This window comes from uncultured Henriciella sp. (genome assembly GCF_964005855.1).
Classification (GTDB): domain Bacteria; phylum Pseudomonadota; class Alphaproteobacteria; order Caulobacterales; family Hyphomonadaceae; genus Henriciella.
Genome location: NZ_CAXFSW010000003.1, coordinates 207,648 through 220,188 on the forward strand (window position 1 = coordinate 207,648; position 12,541 = coordinate 220,188).

The following is a 12,541-nucleotide window of genomic DNA, read 5'->3' on the forward strand; positions in this document are numbered from 1 at the left end:
TTTTTCTTTGCCTGCCGCCATGAAAGAATAGGCGTTATGACAGACCATATCCTCAAAGCCGCCGTCCTCGGTGCCTCCGGCTATACGGGCGCAGAGACCGTCCGACTTCTTCGCAATCATCCGCGGGTGACCCCCGTCGCGGCGACCGGTAACTCGCTCGCCGGAAAGACGCTGTCTGACATCTTTCCCCATCTTCGCGGCAAGTATGATCTCGACGTGATCAAGGCGGAAGACGTGAATTGGGACGACGTCGATGTCGCCTTTGGCTGCCTGCCGCACGGCACCAGCCAGGATCTGATCGAGACGCTGCCCTCTCATGTAAAGGTCGTGGACCTGTCGGCCGATTATCGCTTCCGCGATGCGAAAACCTATGCTGGCGCCTATGGCCGCGACCATCTCTCGCCGGAGCGAACGGCAAATGCCGTCTACGGGCTCAGCGAAATCTATGCAGACCAGATGAAAGGCGCAGATCTCGTGGCCTGTCCCGGCTGCTATCCGACAGCCGTGCTCCTTGTCTTGCTGCCGTTGATGAACCCGCAGCTTCTCGACCCGGATGCCATCATTATTGATGCCAAGACTGGCGTGTCCGGGGCAGGGCGCGGCCTCAAGGAAGGCAATCTCTTCTGCGAGGCGGCCGAAGGGGTGCACGCCTATGGAATCGGGACCCACCGGCACACGCCGGAGATCGAACAGGAGCTGCGTCTCAAGTCAGGCAACGACTCAATCGAGGTGACCTTCACCCCGCACCTCCTGCCGATGACGCGCGGTGAGCTCGTTACCTGTCATGTGCGCGGCGATGTCGATGCTATCCACGGCGCCCTTGAAGCCGCTTATGCGGACCAGCCCTTCGTGCATGTTCTGCCCCTGGGCTCTCCGCCGCCCGATACGCGGCATGTGCGCGGGACCAATGATTGCCGGATCGCCGTCTATCCGGACCGCGCTTCGGGCCGGGTGGTTATTCTCGGTGTCATCGACAATCTGGTCAAAGGCTCCAGCGGACAGGCCATCCAGAACCTCAACCTGATGATGGGCTGGGATCAGGCCTTGGGACTGGATGTGCTCTTGCCGGCTTTCCCCTGAGGCTTTGAGGACTTCGCCGAAGCCTTTTTCGCCGCAGAAGCGGCAGGTTTCTTCGGCGTCGTTTTCTTCCCTGGGGCCGGGGTTTTTGCGACCGGCTTACCTTCCGCGGTGGCTTTTGCCGGTTTCGAGGGGGTGGAATAGGTGTCGGCCGGCTTGGCGCCCTTGGCGATGTCCGACAGCCGCATCTTCACATATGTTCCCGGCGCATCGCCCAGGCCCTTATCCGGCACAGGCGCCGCGTCCTTGAGGTCGCCCGCCTTCGGCTCAAGCCATCCCCACCAGCTTGGCCACCAGGACCCCTTTGTCTCCTTGGCGCCCGAGAGCCATTTCTCGGGCGTCTCGGCCAGGCCGTCCTTCGTCCAGTGCTGGTATTTCTCCGCGCGCGGGTGATTGATCACGCCTGCGATATGTCCGGATCCCGCAAGGATGAAATTGACCTCGCCGCCATATTTCTTGGCGCCGCGATAGATGGAATGCCACGGGCAGATATGGTCTTCCCGGCTGGCCTGAATGGTGACGGGAATCTTGATATCGCCCATTGAGACCGGCGCGCCGAAAATCTCGAACCGGCCTTCGGAAAGCTCGTTCCTGCCATAGAGGTTTTTCAGATAGGTGAGATGAGTCCTGCCGGGGATATTTGTCTGGTCGGCATTCCAGAACAGAAGATCGAACGGGCGCGGCTTCTTGCCCAGCATGTAATTGTCGACCACATAGCGCCAGACCAGATCGACCGGGCGAAGCCAGTTGAAAGTCTGTCCCATCATCTCGCCCGGCATGATGCCGTCATTCTGCTCGATGATCTCGTCGATACTGTCCAGCGACTCCGGGTCGGTGAACACCATGAGGTCACCGGCGTCAGAGAAATCGGACTGGGAGGCAAAGAACGTCGAGGAGGCGATACGGTCATCGCCTGTCTTCGCCATATGGGCGAGCGCTCCGGTCAGCAGCGTGCCGCCGATACAATAGCCGATCGTATTGGCCTTGTCGGCGCCAGTCTGGGCGAGGACTTCGTTGAGGGCGGCGAAGATACCCTGCTCGACATAATCGTCCCAGGTAAAGTTCCGGGTGACCTCGTCGGCCGACCGCCAGGACACGACGAAGACCGTAAGTCCCTTATCCACGAGCCAGCGGATCAGCGAGTTCTCCTCGCGAAGATCCATGATGTAATATTTATTGATCCATGGCGGGAAGATGAGCAGCGGCCGCTCATGGACCTTTTCCGTGGACGGTTCGAACTGAAGGAGCTCGATGAGCTTGTTGCGGAAAACCACCTTGCCGGGTGCCGTGGCGATATTCTTGCCGATCTCGAAAGGCGACTCGTCGGACTGGCTGATCGACAGTCTGCCACCGCCCCTGGCGATATCGGCTCTGGCATTACGAAGGCCGTCTACCAGGCTCTGGCCACCCGTCTTCAGCATGGCGCGCAGCGCAGCAGGGTTGGTCGCGAAGAAATTCGTCGGAGACAGCGCATCGATGGTCTGGCGGGTATAGAACTGGGCCTTGCGCTTGTCCGAGGGACTGAGATCGGGGGCTGCCTCCAGCAGCGACATCATCCAGGTGGAATTAAGCTCATAAGCCTTGCGCATGAACTCAAACGCCGGGTTGGACGACCATTCCGGGTCTGAGAACCGCTTGTCCTTGGCCTCGCTGATATTGCCGAGCGTGAAATCCTTCCAGAGGCTGATCCAGCCGCTCCAAAGTTCCAGATTGGCATTCAGAAGGGCCTGTGGGTTCGTGGCAAGCGACTGGCCGACCCGTCCATAGACACCGGTCACGTTGAACGGGTCGGGATTGCCGGCCAGCTCTTCGCCCGGCTGGCTGGTCGAGATCACCTCACTCAGCAGCGCCTGCGACTCCGCGGCAGCTTCGGCCAGCGCCTTGCCAATGGCATGCAGCTGCTCGGGCGATTGCTCGGCGAGGATCGCGTTCAAGGTGCGGTGTTCGGGTTCATTCATGACTGTCGCTTTTCATCACCCTCTATCGCCATTCTACACAAACCTAGTTAGGGAAGAAATGTTTCTGGAAGAATGATGAGTTCTGATGTGTTGGCAAAAGCCTGGTCATTTGCGTTTGCGGTCCTCACGCTGGCTGGATGTATGTCCGGCGGGGCGGGCAAGGGTGCCGACGCGCCGCCTGAATGGTTCAAGGAAAGACGCGCAGAGCTGCGCCGTCAGGGCTTTCCTGAACTCGGCGAAGTGCGCAGTCAGATAGATCCGGCACGCAATCGCGCGGCGCTTGCGACGACCGCCAAGCAGAATGTGGGTCTGAAAAAGGCCCTCCTCAACGATCCGCGCGCGGAGCCGACTTATCTTACGCCGCAGGAGATCGCGGCATGGGGCGAGAAGATGCGAGCGGGAATCGAGGCGCGCAATGTCGAGGCGGATTTCCTGACCGATCAGGAAGTCGCCTCCCTGCGCGCCAGGTTTGACAGACCGCGCGCGCGTCGTTGAGCCTAGAATAAGAGTTCAGTCCAGTGTCAATTTTCCCGTGTGGAGTTCGGTTATGGCCGGAGAGTTTTACAAGATCAGGCGTTTGCCCCCCTATGTTTTTGAGCAGGTGAACCGGCGCAAGGCCGCGCTGCGGGCGGACGGCGCGGACATTATCGATCTCGGCATGGGCAATCCGGACCTGCCGACGCCCAAGCACATTGTGGACAAGCTTTGCGAAACGGCCCGCAAGCCGGACGTGAACGGCTATTCGGCCTCGCGCGGGATTGCCGGTCTGCGCCGGTCGCTGGTCAATTATTACAAGCGCCGATTTGACGTGACGCTCGACAAGGACCGGGAAGTCATCGTCACGCTGGGCTCAAAGGAAGGCTTTGCGAATCTGGCTCAGGCCATTTCAGCGCCGGGCGATGTCATCCTCGCGCCTGACCCGTCCTATCCGCTTCATTCCTTCGGGTTTATCATTGCAGGCGCCTCCATCCGGGGTGTGCCGGCGCAGACGCCCGAACAGTACCTTGCCAATATCGATCATGCGATCCGTTACAGCGTGCCGCCACCGACCGCGATGGTGCTTTGCTATCCATCAAACCCGACGGCGGCGACGGCTGATCTCGACTTCTATAAGGAAGCCGTCCGCATCGCGAAGAAGCACGATATCTGGATCCTGTCGGATCTTGCCTACAATGAGATCTATTTCGATGCCCCGCCGCCCTCCATCCTGCAGGTCGAGGGGGCACGCGATATCGCCATCGAGACGACGACGATGTCCAAGACCTATTCGATGGCTGGCTGGCGCATTGGTTTTGCCGCAGGCAATGAGCGTCTGATTGCCGCGCTCGGCCGGGTGAAATCCTATCTCGACTATGGCGCCTATACCCCGATCCAGGTGGCTGCGACGGCTGCGCTGGACGGGCCGCAGGACTGTGTTGAAGACACCCGGCGTATCTATCGGGCAAGGCGCGATACGCTGATCGAGAGCTTTGGGCGTGCTGGATGGGATATGCCGGTTCCGTCTGCTTCCATGTTCTGCTGGGCACCCGTCCCGCCGCAGTGCAATGGCATGAGCAGTCTCGATTTCTCGTTGGCGCTCATCAATCAGGCTGGCGTCGCCGTTGCGCCGGGATCCGGCTTTGGCGAGCGCGGCGAAGGCTATGTGCGTATCGCGCTTGTGGAAAACGAGCAGCGCATTCGCCAGGCCGCGCGCAATATCAAGAGGTTTCTTCAAAACCGCGAAGCTGATAGCAGGAGCGCTGGTGACGCCATGCAGGCAGGAGGAGCGGCAAATTGAATACGTTGAAACTCGGGATCGCAGGGCTCGGCAATGTCGGGTGCGGGCTGGTTGATCTGGTCCAGCGCCAGGAAAATCTTCGTCTGCCTGGCAAGGTTGAGATTGCCGGGGTGACAGCTCGTAACAAGAGCCAGAACCGCCCGGTCGATACCTCCTCCTATCGCTGGTTCGACGATGCCGCGCGTCTTGCTGAAGATGAGTCGGTCGATGTCTTTGTCGAGCTGATCGGTGGCTCCGATGGCCCCGCCAAGGTGGCTGTCGAAACGGCCATCAAGGCAGGCAAGTCCGTCGTGACCGCCAACAAGGCCCTGATCGCCATGCATGGTCAGGCGCTGGCAAAGCTTGCGCGCGACCACGGTGTTGACCTTCTGTTCGAAGCGGCTGTGGCGGGCGGTGTGCCGATCGTGCGTGTCCTTCGCGATTCGCTGGCCGGCGTGGAAATCCAGCGCGTGACAGGTATTCTTAACGGCACCTGCAATTTCCTGCTGAGCGAGATGCTCGATACCGGCAAGCCGTATGAGACCGTTCTGGCCGAAGCCCAGCGCCTCGGCTTCGCCGAAGCCGACCCGACGCTCGACGTGTCGGGCATGGATGCCGCCCACAAGGCGGCCATCCTCGCGGCGATTGCCTTCTCGGCGGATCTCGACTTTTCCAAAGTATCGGTCTCCGGTGTTGATGGGGTCGAACTCCTCGATCTCGACCTTGCCGACCGCCTGGGGCTTCGCATCAAGCTGATCGCGGAAGGCAAGTTGACGCCCGACGGCGTTGTGTGCCGCGTCGAGCCCTATGCACTGCCAAAGCACCACCCGCTGGCCCGCATCAATGGCAGCCTGAACACCGTCCGCGTGGAAGGCGAGCCGCTGGGCGCTGTGACCCTGACTGGGCCCGGCGCAGGGGCCGGACCGACCGCTAGTGCGGTGATGGGCGATGTCGCCAAGCTCTTCAATCCGATTGCGCGGCCGGCGTTCGGCCATGCCGATCACCATGAAATCCGCAAATTCGTTGTCGCCGAGCCTGAAGAGACCTCCGCCTATTTTCTGCGAATCAAGCTCATGGATAAGGCAGGCTCCCTTGCCGAACTGACCGAAGCGCTCGCTGACGCTGACGTTTCGATCGACAAGCTGCTACAGGATTCGGCAGATGAGGAAGGGGCTGCGCCTATTGCGATCGTCACGCATATCTGTTCGCGCCGGGAAATCGGACGTGCACGAGAGCGCTTGCAGTCGCTGGAGTCCAATGTAGGAACACCGCAAATCATGGCGATTGAAGCGTCATCGGAGTAGGGGGAGGCCCTCTGCGGCCGTGAGGAGTTAGAATGAGCAACAGTATTCTCGTACCGCATCTGGCCGATGCGATGGTTCGCGTCACCGAAGTCGCTGCTATCGCGGCACAGAAACTTGCTGGTCTCGGCGATGAGAAGGCCGCCGACCAGGCGGCCGTTGATGCCATGCGAACCGCGTTCAACTCGGTCGACTTCCAGGGCCGCATCGTGATCGGTGAGGGCGAGCGCGACGAAGCGCCCATGCTCTATATCGGTGAGGAGGTCGGCACGGGCCAGGGGCCTGAAATCGATATTGCGCTGGACCCGCTGGAAGGCACCACGCTCACGGCGAAAGCCATGGCGAACGCGCTGGCGGTTCTCGCCATCGCGCCGCGCGGGGGTCTGCTTCATGCGCCTGACACCTATATGGACAAGATCGCCATTGGCCCGGGCTATGAAAAAGGCGTCATCGATCTCGATGAGAGTCCGGCCGACAATATCAAGGCGATGGCCAAGGCTTCGGGCCGCCCAGTCGAGTCGATGACGGTCTGCGTGCTTGATCGTCCGCGCCATGCCGACATCATTGAGAGCATCCGCAGCGCCGGTGCGCGGGTCAGCCTCATTTCCGACGGCGACGTGGCCGGTGTCATCAACACGACCAATCCGGACACCGGTATTGACCTTTATATCGGCCAGGGCGGTGCCCCGGAGGGCGTGCTTGCTGCCGCGGCGCTCAAATGTGTGGGCGGACAGATGCAGGGCCGTCTTTTCTTCCGCAATGATGATGAGCGTGCCCGCGCCAAACGTGTCGGCGTGACGGAACTCGACCGCAAATATGATCTCGATGAGCTTGCCAGCGGAGAGACGGTCTTCTGTGCGACCGGTGTCACCAAGGGCGGCCTCGTTGATGGTGTTGTGGTCCGCCCCGGTGTCACAATAACCGACACCCTCGTCATGAGTTCGGCAGACGGCATGGTGCGGAAAATCCAGTCGCGCTACCGCACAGCCTAGGGCAATGCCGGGCAGATATCTGTTTGATGTCAGTGAGTCTCTTGGTGGCCGGTTCTGGTCGCTGGCGGACACGGATGAAAACAGCGTCCGCCAGCTCAGCCTGTCGCTCGGCACGCCTGACTTCATCTCACGGCTTCTGTCCCTTCGCGGCGTGAACGCTGAAGCGGCGCCGGGTTTTCTGTCGCCCAAACTGCGTGACTCCTTTCCCGATCCTTCGGCCTTTCAGGATATGGAGAAGGCCGCAGGGCTTGTTCTCGACGCGATTGCCGAGGGGCGGAAAGTTACGGTTTTCGCGGACTATGATGTTGACGGTGGAACCTCCTCTGCCTTGCTGGCCAGGTATTTCCGGGCCTGGGGCCGGGACCTCGGCCTTTATGTTCCCGACCGCCTGACCGAAGGTTATGGCCCCTCGCCGGCCGCCTTCCGTTATCTGAAAGAGCAGGGCGCTGACCTCGTTGTGACAGTGGACTGCGGCGCAGCGGCGACCGAGGCGCTGGAAGAAGCCGGCCGGATCGGCCTGCCGGTCATCGTGATCGATCACCACCTCATGGGACATGAGTGGCCGGAGGTCGCGGCCCTCGTTAATCCGAACCGTCCCGATGACACGTCAGGCCATGGCCATCTGGCCGCCGCCGGTGTCGTCTATGTGATGCTGGCTGCCCTGAATGCAGAGGCGCGCCGGCGCGGTATCGCGCCCGCTAGCGGCTTGCCGAACATTCTTGACTGGCTCGATCTTTGTGCGCTGGGCACGCTTTGCGATATGTCGCCTCTGCGCGATGCGAACCGGGCCTTTGTCCACCAAGGGCTCAAGATCATGGCGCGGGACGGCAATCCGGGGCTTCGGGCGCTGGCGGATGTGGCCGGGATCGGCCGGGTCGAAAGCGTTTATCACGCCACTTTTGTGCTGGGTCCGCGGCTAAATGCGGGCGGCCGCGTTGGAGATCCCTGGCTTGCGGCAAAGCTGCTGGCGACCGATGACCGGGCTGAAGCCATAGAACTCGCTGAGCGGCTGCATGGCCTCAATGATGAGCGCAAGGCCGTCGAGGCGCACATACTGGAAATCGCAACGGCGCAGGCAGAGCGCCAGCTGGAAGCCGATCCGAATCGGCATGTGCTCGTCGTCTCGGGTGAGGGCTGGCACCCCGGCGTGATCGGGATCGTGGCGGGGCGCATCAAAGACCGATTTCACAGGCCGAGCATCGTCATCGGGTGGGGCGATGAGCTGGGTCCTGTCGCCAAGGGGTCGGCGCGTTCGGTTCATGGCGTCAATATAGGGGACGCCATTGCGGCGGCGGCGCGCGAAGGACATATCCTCTCCGGAGGTGGCCACGCGATGGCGGGCGGGCTTAGCCTCAAGCCGGAACAGATCGCTGCTTTTTCAGCCTGGCTGAACGCCCATCTCAGCGAATTCGTGAACGAGCGCGATGCTGCGCGCGAGCTTCGTGTGGACGCGCTTCTCGATGCTGGGGCGGTGACGCCGGAAACATTTGATGAGATCGCCAAGATCGGACCCTTCGGCCAGGGCGCCCCAGAGCCTTATTTCGCGCTGACCGACATGCATGTCACCTATACCCGCCCGATCGGGGCCAATCACCTGCGGGTGACGGCAGAAAGTTCGGGCGGCAGGGTCGAGGCGCTGAGCTGGCGCAGTGTCGGGACCCCTCTGGGCGACGCGCTGCAGGCACATGGGCGATTCCATCTGGTGGGCCGGCTTAAATGCGATGTCTGGAATGGGCGCCGCCGCGCGCAGTTTGAACTGGTCGATGCTGCCCCTGTCGCCGAGTAGGACAGGCGTCGCTGCAATTGCGAGCGCCTGCAAGCCCAATATCTATCGGGGTTTTTTCGAGCCAACTGCAAAAAACCAGCTTGTGTTCACACACCCGCTTGCAAGCGGCGCGACTGGCAGCTATATCGCGCGTTCCAAACCGAGCGCTCCCTTCGTCTATCGGTTAGGACGCCAGGTTTTCAACCTGGAAAGAGGGGTTCGATTCCCCTAGGGAGTGCCAGTTTTTTCACAATTTCGCGTAAAACACGATTTGTTGTCCCCTTGAGGGATGACATTGCGAATCACCGCTCGTACTATTCCCGAAGGGAATGGTGGGTATATGAGCGCTTTGACTTCCAAGATAGAACAGGCCGGACCGTCTGCGTCGGCAAGGGTAATCGGCGTCATCAAATGGTTCGATCCGGCCAAGGGCTATGGCTTCGTCGTTCCGGATTCGGTGACGTCCGCTGAGCTGTCGGGCGACATCATGATCCATATCTCTGCGTTGCGGGCCTATGGCGAATCCGATGCCGATGAAGGCGCGCGCATTGTCTGTGACGCGGTCGAGAGCGAGCGCGGCTGGCAGGTCGAGCACATCATCGAGATGGACCGCCCGCGTGAAGTCGTGGCGCGCGAGAAGGGCACCCTGCCGGAGCCTGAAGACGTCGTGGTCAAATGGTTCAGCGCAGATCGCGGCTTTGGCTTCGTCAACCGGCTGGAGGATGACGCCGATGTCTTCATCCATATCTCGGTTCTGCGAAAGAGCGGGCTGTCGGTCGTGGAGCCCGGAGAGACCTTGTGCGCGAAAATATCAAATGGCACACGCGGCGAATATGTCAGCGCGGTCGTGGAGGGGGATCGCCCAGCGCGATGATGCATGACCTGTTGTCTGCGCCGGGTGCGCGGGCTAGAGGACTTTGCATGAAAAAACTTCTCGCCATTGTCGCCTTCAGCACGGTTTCGCTCATTTCGGCGCCTGTGCCCGTTTTCGCGCAGTCCGCGCCCAGTGACGCGCTGGAAACCTCCAGCCTGACCATCCAGTCGGCAAATGGAAGTCATGCCTTCGATATCGAGATCGCCGATGAGGCCGATGAGATCTCCTACGGCCTGATGAACCGGGACTCGCTGGGGGAGAATGCCGGCATGCTGTTCGATTTCGGCAATCCGCGCGAACCTGGCATGTATATGAAGAATACGCTCATCCCGCTGGACATGTTGTTCATCACCAGTGACGGGACCGTTCTCATGATTGCCCGCAACACCGTGCCGGGCTCGCTTCGCACCATTTCTCCGGGCACAGCCGTCAAGGGCGTGCTCGAGATCAATGGCGGCCGGGCCGCCGAGCTCGGCATTGAGCCGGGCGATACGGTGCAGCATGAGATCTTCGGGAATGATGACGCAGAGTAGCGACGTCCACCGCGACCCACCGCCAGGCTTTGAGGTTTCCAGTTCCAGAGGTCCGTTCACGACACGCAACGGCCCTGTCTGCCGCGCCACCGCCAAGGGGGACCTTCGCAGCGGCATCTGGGTCCTGGAGCGGCACTGCAACAGTATGGGCTTCATGCATGGCGGCATGGTGAGCTCCTTTGCCGATGGCGCGCTGGCCTGGGCTGTCTGGTATGAAACCCGCAAGATGTCCGTGACGCTGAAGCTGACGACCAGCTTCTATGGGACGATCCGGCCCGGCAACTGGCTGGAGGCCCATCCGCGCGTTATTTCTGCCGATAATGGTGTTGTTCATGTCTCTGCCGACATGACAGTTGATACCACGCTGGCCGCCAGGGCGGACGCAACTTTTCGCGTGCTGCGTCGAACCGCGAAATAGGGCTTGCGGGGAAAAGCAGCTCTGCATAGAAGGGCACTCCGATGTCGGAGCGTGGCGCAGCCTGGTAGCGCATCTGGTTTGGGACCAGAGGGTCGGAGGTTCGAATCCTCTCGCTCCGACCATCGGATAATACGGAGGCGAACATGGACGCGCGTATCTACAAGCCAAGAAAGACTGCGATGCAGTCGGGCCGTGGCAAGACGCGTGAATGGGTTCTGGAGTTTCGCTCTGAAAATGCCCGCTTTGCCGATCCGCTGATGGGCTGGACAAGTATCAATGATACGACGGGCCAGGTCCGGATGCATTTCGAGACCCGCGAGCAGGCCATCGATTTTGCAAAGCGCGAGAAGCTGACGTTTACGGTCGATGAGCCGCGCGAACCCAAGCGTCTGGTGAAATCCTACGCGCAGAATTTCTCACCGGACCGCAAACAACCCTGGACGCATTAGTCCCGCTTGCTTCGGCCCCTTAGCTCAACTGGATAGAGCACCGGACTTCTAATCCGACGGTTACAGGTTCAAGTCCTGTAGGGGTCGCCATAGCCGGTGAACCGATTATGCTGCCTGTCAGGGAGACAGGCATGAAACTACCGGAAAATGGAACGCCGTGGCCGCAGCTGAAAGCCGAGATGTCCGAGCGCGGGGCAGGGGACGCAAAATGGCGTGACGGCAAGACGGCCGTCTATGTCTTCAATGCTGGTCCCGAGGTTGAGCAGGTCCAGAAGGAAGCCTTTACCGCCTTCATGTCGGAGAATGGGCTCGGCCCGCTTGCCTTTCCCTCTCTGGCCCAGATGGAGAAGGACGTCATCTCCATGGCGCTGGATATCCTTCACGGGCCTGAAGGCGCGACCGGTGCCATGACCTCGGGCGGAACCGATTCGATCACGATGGCGCTGAAGACCGCACGCGATCATGCGCGCTCCAAAGGCCAGTCGGGACAAGCCAATATCGTCCTTCCGCAATCGGCCCATCTGGCGTTCGACAAGGCTGCGCATCTGATGGACATCGAGGTGCGCCGTGTGCCGCTGAAAACGGATGGTAGTTTTGAGGCCGATCCGGACGCCATGGCGGGCCGGCTCGATTCGAATACGGTCATGATGGTCGGCTCAGCCCCGAATTTCCCACATGGCATTATAGACCCGATCGCGGCGCTGTCGGATGTGGCCCTGGAAAAAGGTGTCTGGCTGCATGTCGATGCCTGTGTCGGCGGTTTTCTTGCGCCGTTTGCCCGCATGAATGGCGTGCCGGTGCCGGCTTTCGATTTCGAGCTGCCGGGCGTGCAGTCGATGAGCGCGGACCTTCACAAATATGGCTATGCTGCAAAGGGCGCCTCGACGGTGCTGTTTCGTTCAGACGATCTCTATCGGCATATGCCGTTTGAATTTGCCGGCTGGTCGGGCGCGCCGATGAAGACGCCGACGCTGGCGGGGACGCGGCCTGGCGGGGCAATCTCTGCGGCCTGGGCGGTGATGAATCACCTTGGCATCGAGGGATACCGGCGGCTGCAGGGCAAGGTCTGCGCGGCGCGGGAGGAGGTCGAGGCAGGCCTTCGCGCACGCGGGTTCGAGATTCTGGGCCAGCCGCTTCTGGGGCTCATCGCCTTTCGCCATCCCGAGCTTCATTCCTTCGCCGTCTATGGCGAACTCTACAAGCGCGGCTGGTTCACGTCGGTCACCAAGGAACCGCGCAGCCTTCACCTTATGCTTTCGCCCAAACATGCCGAGATGATCGACGCCTATCTGCGCGATCTCGATGCCGCCTGCGAGGCGGTCCGCGCATCCGCCGGCGAGGCGAAAGAGAGCGTCCAGCCGCGCTATAACTGAGGCGCGCGCATCCCTGCTGCAAAAAGATCAAACAGGGGATTGGAC

Annotated in this window: 12 protein-coding genes and 3 tRNA genes; 14 read left to right on the forward strand and 1 reads right to left on the reverse strand. The window is 61.0% G+C overall.

All coding sequences use genetic code 11. The annotated features are described in order from the left end of the window. Positions 1 to 36: 36 nt before the first annotated feature. On the forward strand, positions 37 to 1,080 hold the full coding sequence (gene argC / locus ABNU55_RS07030) for an N-acetyl-gamma-glutamyl-phosphate reductase (RefSeq protein ID WP_290748574.1): 1,044 nt from the start codon (positions 37 to 39) through the stop codon (positions 1,078 to 1,080). Here argC and phaC read toward each other — a convergent pair. Next, positions 1,038 to 3,035 carry a class I poly(R)-hydroxyalkanoic acid synthase gene (gene phaC, locus ABNU55_RS07035; protein ID WP_290748576.1) on the reverse strand — a complete coding sequence of 666 codons (1,998 nt, stop codon included), beginning with the start codon at positions 3,033 to 3,035 and terminating at the stop codon, positions 1,038 to 1,040. The two genes, argC and phaC, sit on opposite strands and share 43 nt — an antisense overlap. Before the next feature lie 72 nt (positions 3,036 to 3,107). Between phaC and ABNU55_RS07040 the strand changes: the two genes are divergently transcribed. From ABNU55_RS07040 to ABNU55_RS07100, 13 genes are all read left to right on the forward strand, one after another. Beyond that, positions 3,108 to 3,530 (forward strand): hypothetical protein, encoded by a 423-nt coding sequence (locus tag ABNU55_RS07040; protein WP_290748579.1) that lies wholly within the window; start codon positions 3,108 to 3,110, stop codon positions 3,528 to 3,530. Positions 3,531 to 3,582: 52 nt separating this feature from the next. Then, on the forward strand, positions 3,583 to 4,812 hold the full coding sequence (locus tag ABNU55_RS07045) for an LL-diaminopimelate aminotransferase (protein WP_348764277.1): 1,230 nt from the start codon (positions 3,583 to 3,585) through the stop codon (positions 4,810 to 4,812). Beyond that, positions 4,809 to 6,095 (forward strand): homoserine dehydrogenase, encoded by a 1,287-nt coding sequence (locus ABNU55_RS07050; RefSeq protein ID WP_290748583.1) that lies wholly within the window; start codon positions 4,809 to 4,811, stop codon positions 6,093 to 6,095. The genes ABNU55_RS07045 and ABNU55_RS07050 overlap by 4 nt, the downstream gene beginning before the upstream one ends. A gap of 32 nt (positions 6,096 to 6,127) precedes the next feature. Continuing rightward, positions 6,128 to 7,084 carry a class II fructose-bisphosphatase gene (gene glpX, locus ABNU55_RS07055; protein WP_290748586.1) on the forward strand — a complete coding sequence of 319 codons (957 nt, stop codon included), beginning with the start codon at positions 6,128 to 6,130 and terminating at the stop codon, positions 7,082 to 7,084. A 4-nt stretch (positions 7,085 to 7,088) separates the two neighbouring features. Beyond that, positions 7,089 to 8,870 carry a single-stranded-DNA-specific exonuclease RecJ gene (gene recJ / locus ABNU55_RS07060; RefSeq protein ID WP_290748590.1) on the forward strand — a complete coding sequence of 594 codons (1,782 nt, stop codon included), beginning with the start codon at positions 7,089 to 7,091 and terminating at the stop codon, positions 8,868 to 8,870. A gap of 145 nt (positions 8,871 to 9,015) precedes the next feature. Further along, a tRNA-Glu gene (locus ABNU55_RS07065) sits at positions 9,016 to 9,090 on the forward strand. Positions 9,091 to 9,189: 99 nt separating this feature from the next. Then, a complete protein-coding gene (locus ABNU55_RS07070; RefSeq protein WP_290748592.1) occupies positions 9,190 to 9,723 on the forward strand; it encodes a cold shock domain-containing protein in 534 nt (177 codons plus the stop codon). Positions 9,724 to 9,770: 47 nt separating this feature from the next. After that, a complete protein-coding gene (locus ABNU55_RS07075; protein WP_290748594.1) occupies positions 9,771 to 10,256 on the forward strand; it encodes a DUF192 domain-containing protein in 486 nt (161 codons plus the stop codon). Continuing rightward, positions 10,240 to 10,674 (forward strand): PaaI family thioesterase, encoded by a 435-nt coding sequence (locus tag ABNU55_RS07080; protein ID WP_290748596.1) that lies wholly within the window; start codon positions 10,240 to 10,242, stop codon positions 10,672 to 10,674. The genes ABNU55_RS07075 and ABNU55_RS07080 overlap by 17 nt, the downstream gene beginning before the upstream one ends. Before the next feature lie 45 nt (positions 10,675 to 10,719). After that, positions 10,720 to 10,796 (forward strand) — tRNA-Pro (locus tag ABNU55_RS07085). Between the two features lie 21 nt (positions 10,797 to 10,817). Continuing rightward, the gene (locus tag ABNU55_RS07090; protein ID WP_290748598.1) at positions 10,818 to 11,123 is read left to right on the forward strand and encodes an ETC complex I subunit; all 306 of its coding nucleotides are present in this window, start codon (positions 10,818 to 10,820) and stop codon (positions 11,121 to 11,123) included. A 13-nt stretch (positions 11,124 to 11,136) separates the two neighbouring features. After that, positions 11,137 to 11,213, forward strand: a tRNA-Arg gene (locus ABNU55_RS07095). A 41-nt stretch (positions 11,214 to 11,254) separates the two neighbouring features. Next, on the forward strand, positions 11,255 to 12,496 hold the full coding sequence (locus ABNU55_RS07100; protein ID WP_290748600.1) for an aspartate aminotransferase family protein: 1,242 nt from the start codon (positions 11,255 to 11,257) through the stop codon (positions 12,494 to 12,496). Positions 12,497 to 12,541: the final 45 nt, after the last annotated feature.

Coding starts and splice junctions, on each gene's coding strand:
- ABNU55_RS07045 (WP_348764277.1), top strand. CDS start 3,583: ATGGCCGGAGAGTTTTACAAGATCAGGCGTTTGCCCCCCTATGTTTTT.
- argC (WP_290748574.1), top strand. CDS start 37: ATGACAGACCATATCCTCAAAGCCGCCGTCCTCGGTGCCTCCGGCTAT.
- glpX (WP_290748586.1), top strand. CDS start 6,128: ATGAGCAACAGTATTCTCGTACCGCATCTGGCCGATGCGATGGTTCGC.
- phaC (WP_290748576.1), bottom strand. CDS start 3,035: ATGAATGAACCCGAACACCGCACCTTGAACGCGATCCTCGCCGAGCAA.
- ABNU55_RS07100 (WP_290748600.1), top strand. CDS start 11,255: ATGAAACTACCGGAAAATGGAACGCCGTGGCCGCAGCTGAAAGCCGAG.
- ABNU55_RS07075 (WP_290748594.1), top strand. CDS start 9,771: ATGAAAAAACTTCTCGCCATTGTCGCCTTCAGCACGGTTTCGCTCATT.
- ABNU55_RS07070 (WP_290748592.1), top strand. CDS start 9,190: ATGAGCGCTTTGACTTCCAAGATAGAACAGGCCGGACCGTCTGCGTCG.
- recJ (WP_290748590.1), top strand. CDS start 7,089: ATGCCGGGCAGATATCTGTTTGATGTCAGTGAGTCTCTTGGTGGCCGG.
- ABNU55_RS07090 (WP_290748598.1), top strand. CDS start 10,818: ATGGACGCGCGTATCTACAAGCCAAGAAAGACTGCGATGCAGTCGGGC.
- ABNU55_RS07040 (WP_290748579.1), top strand. CDS start 3,108: ATGATGAGTTCTGATGTGTTGGCAAAAGCCTGGTCATTTGCGTTTGCG.
- ABNU55_RS07080 (WP_290748596.1), top strand. CDS start 10,240: ATGATGACGCAGAGTAGCGACGTCCACCGCGACCCACCGCCAGGCTTT.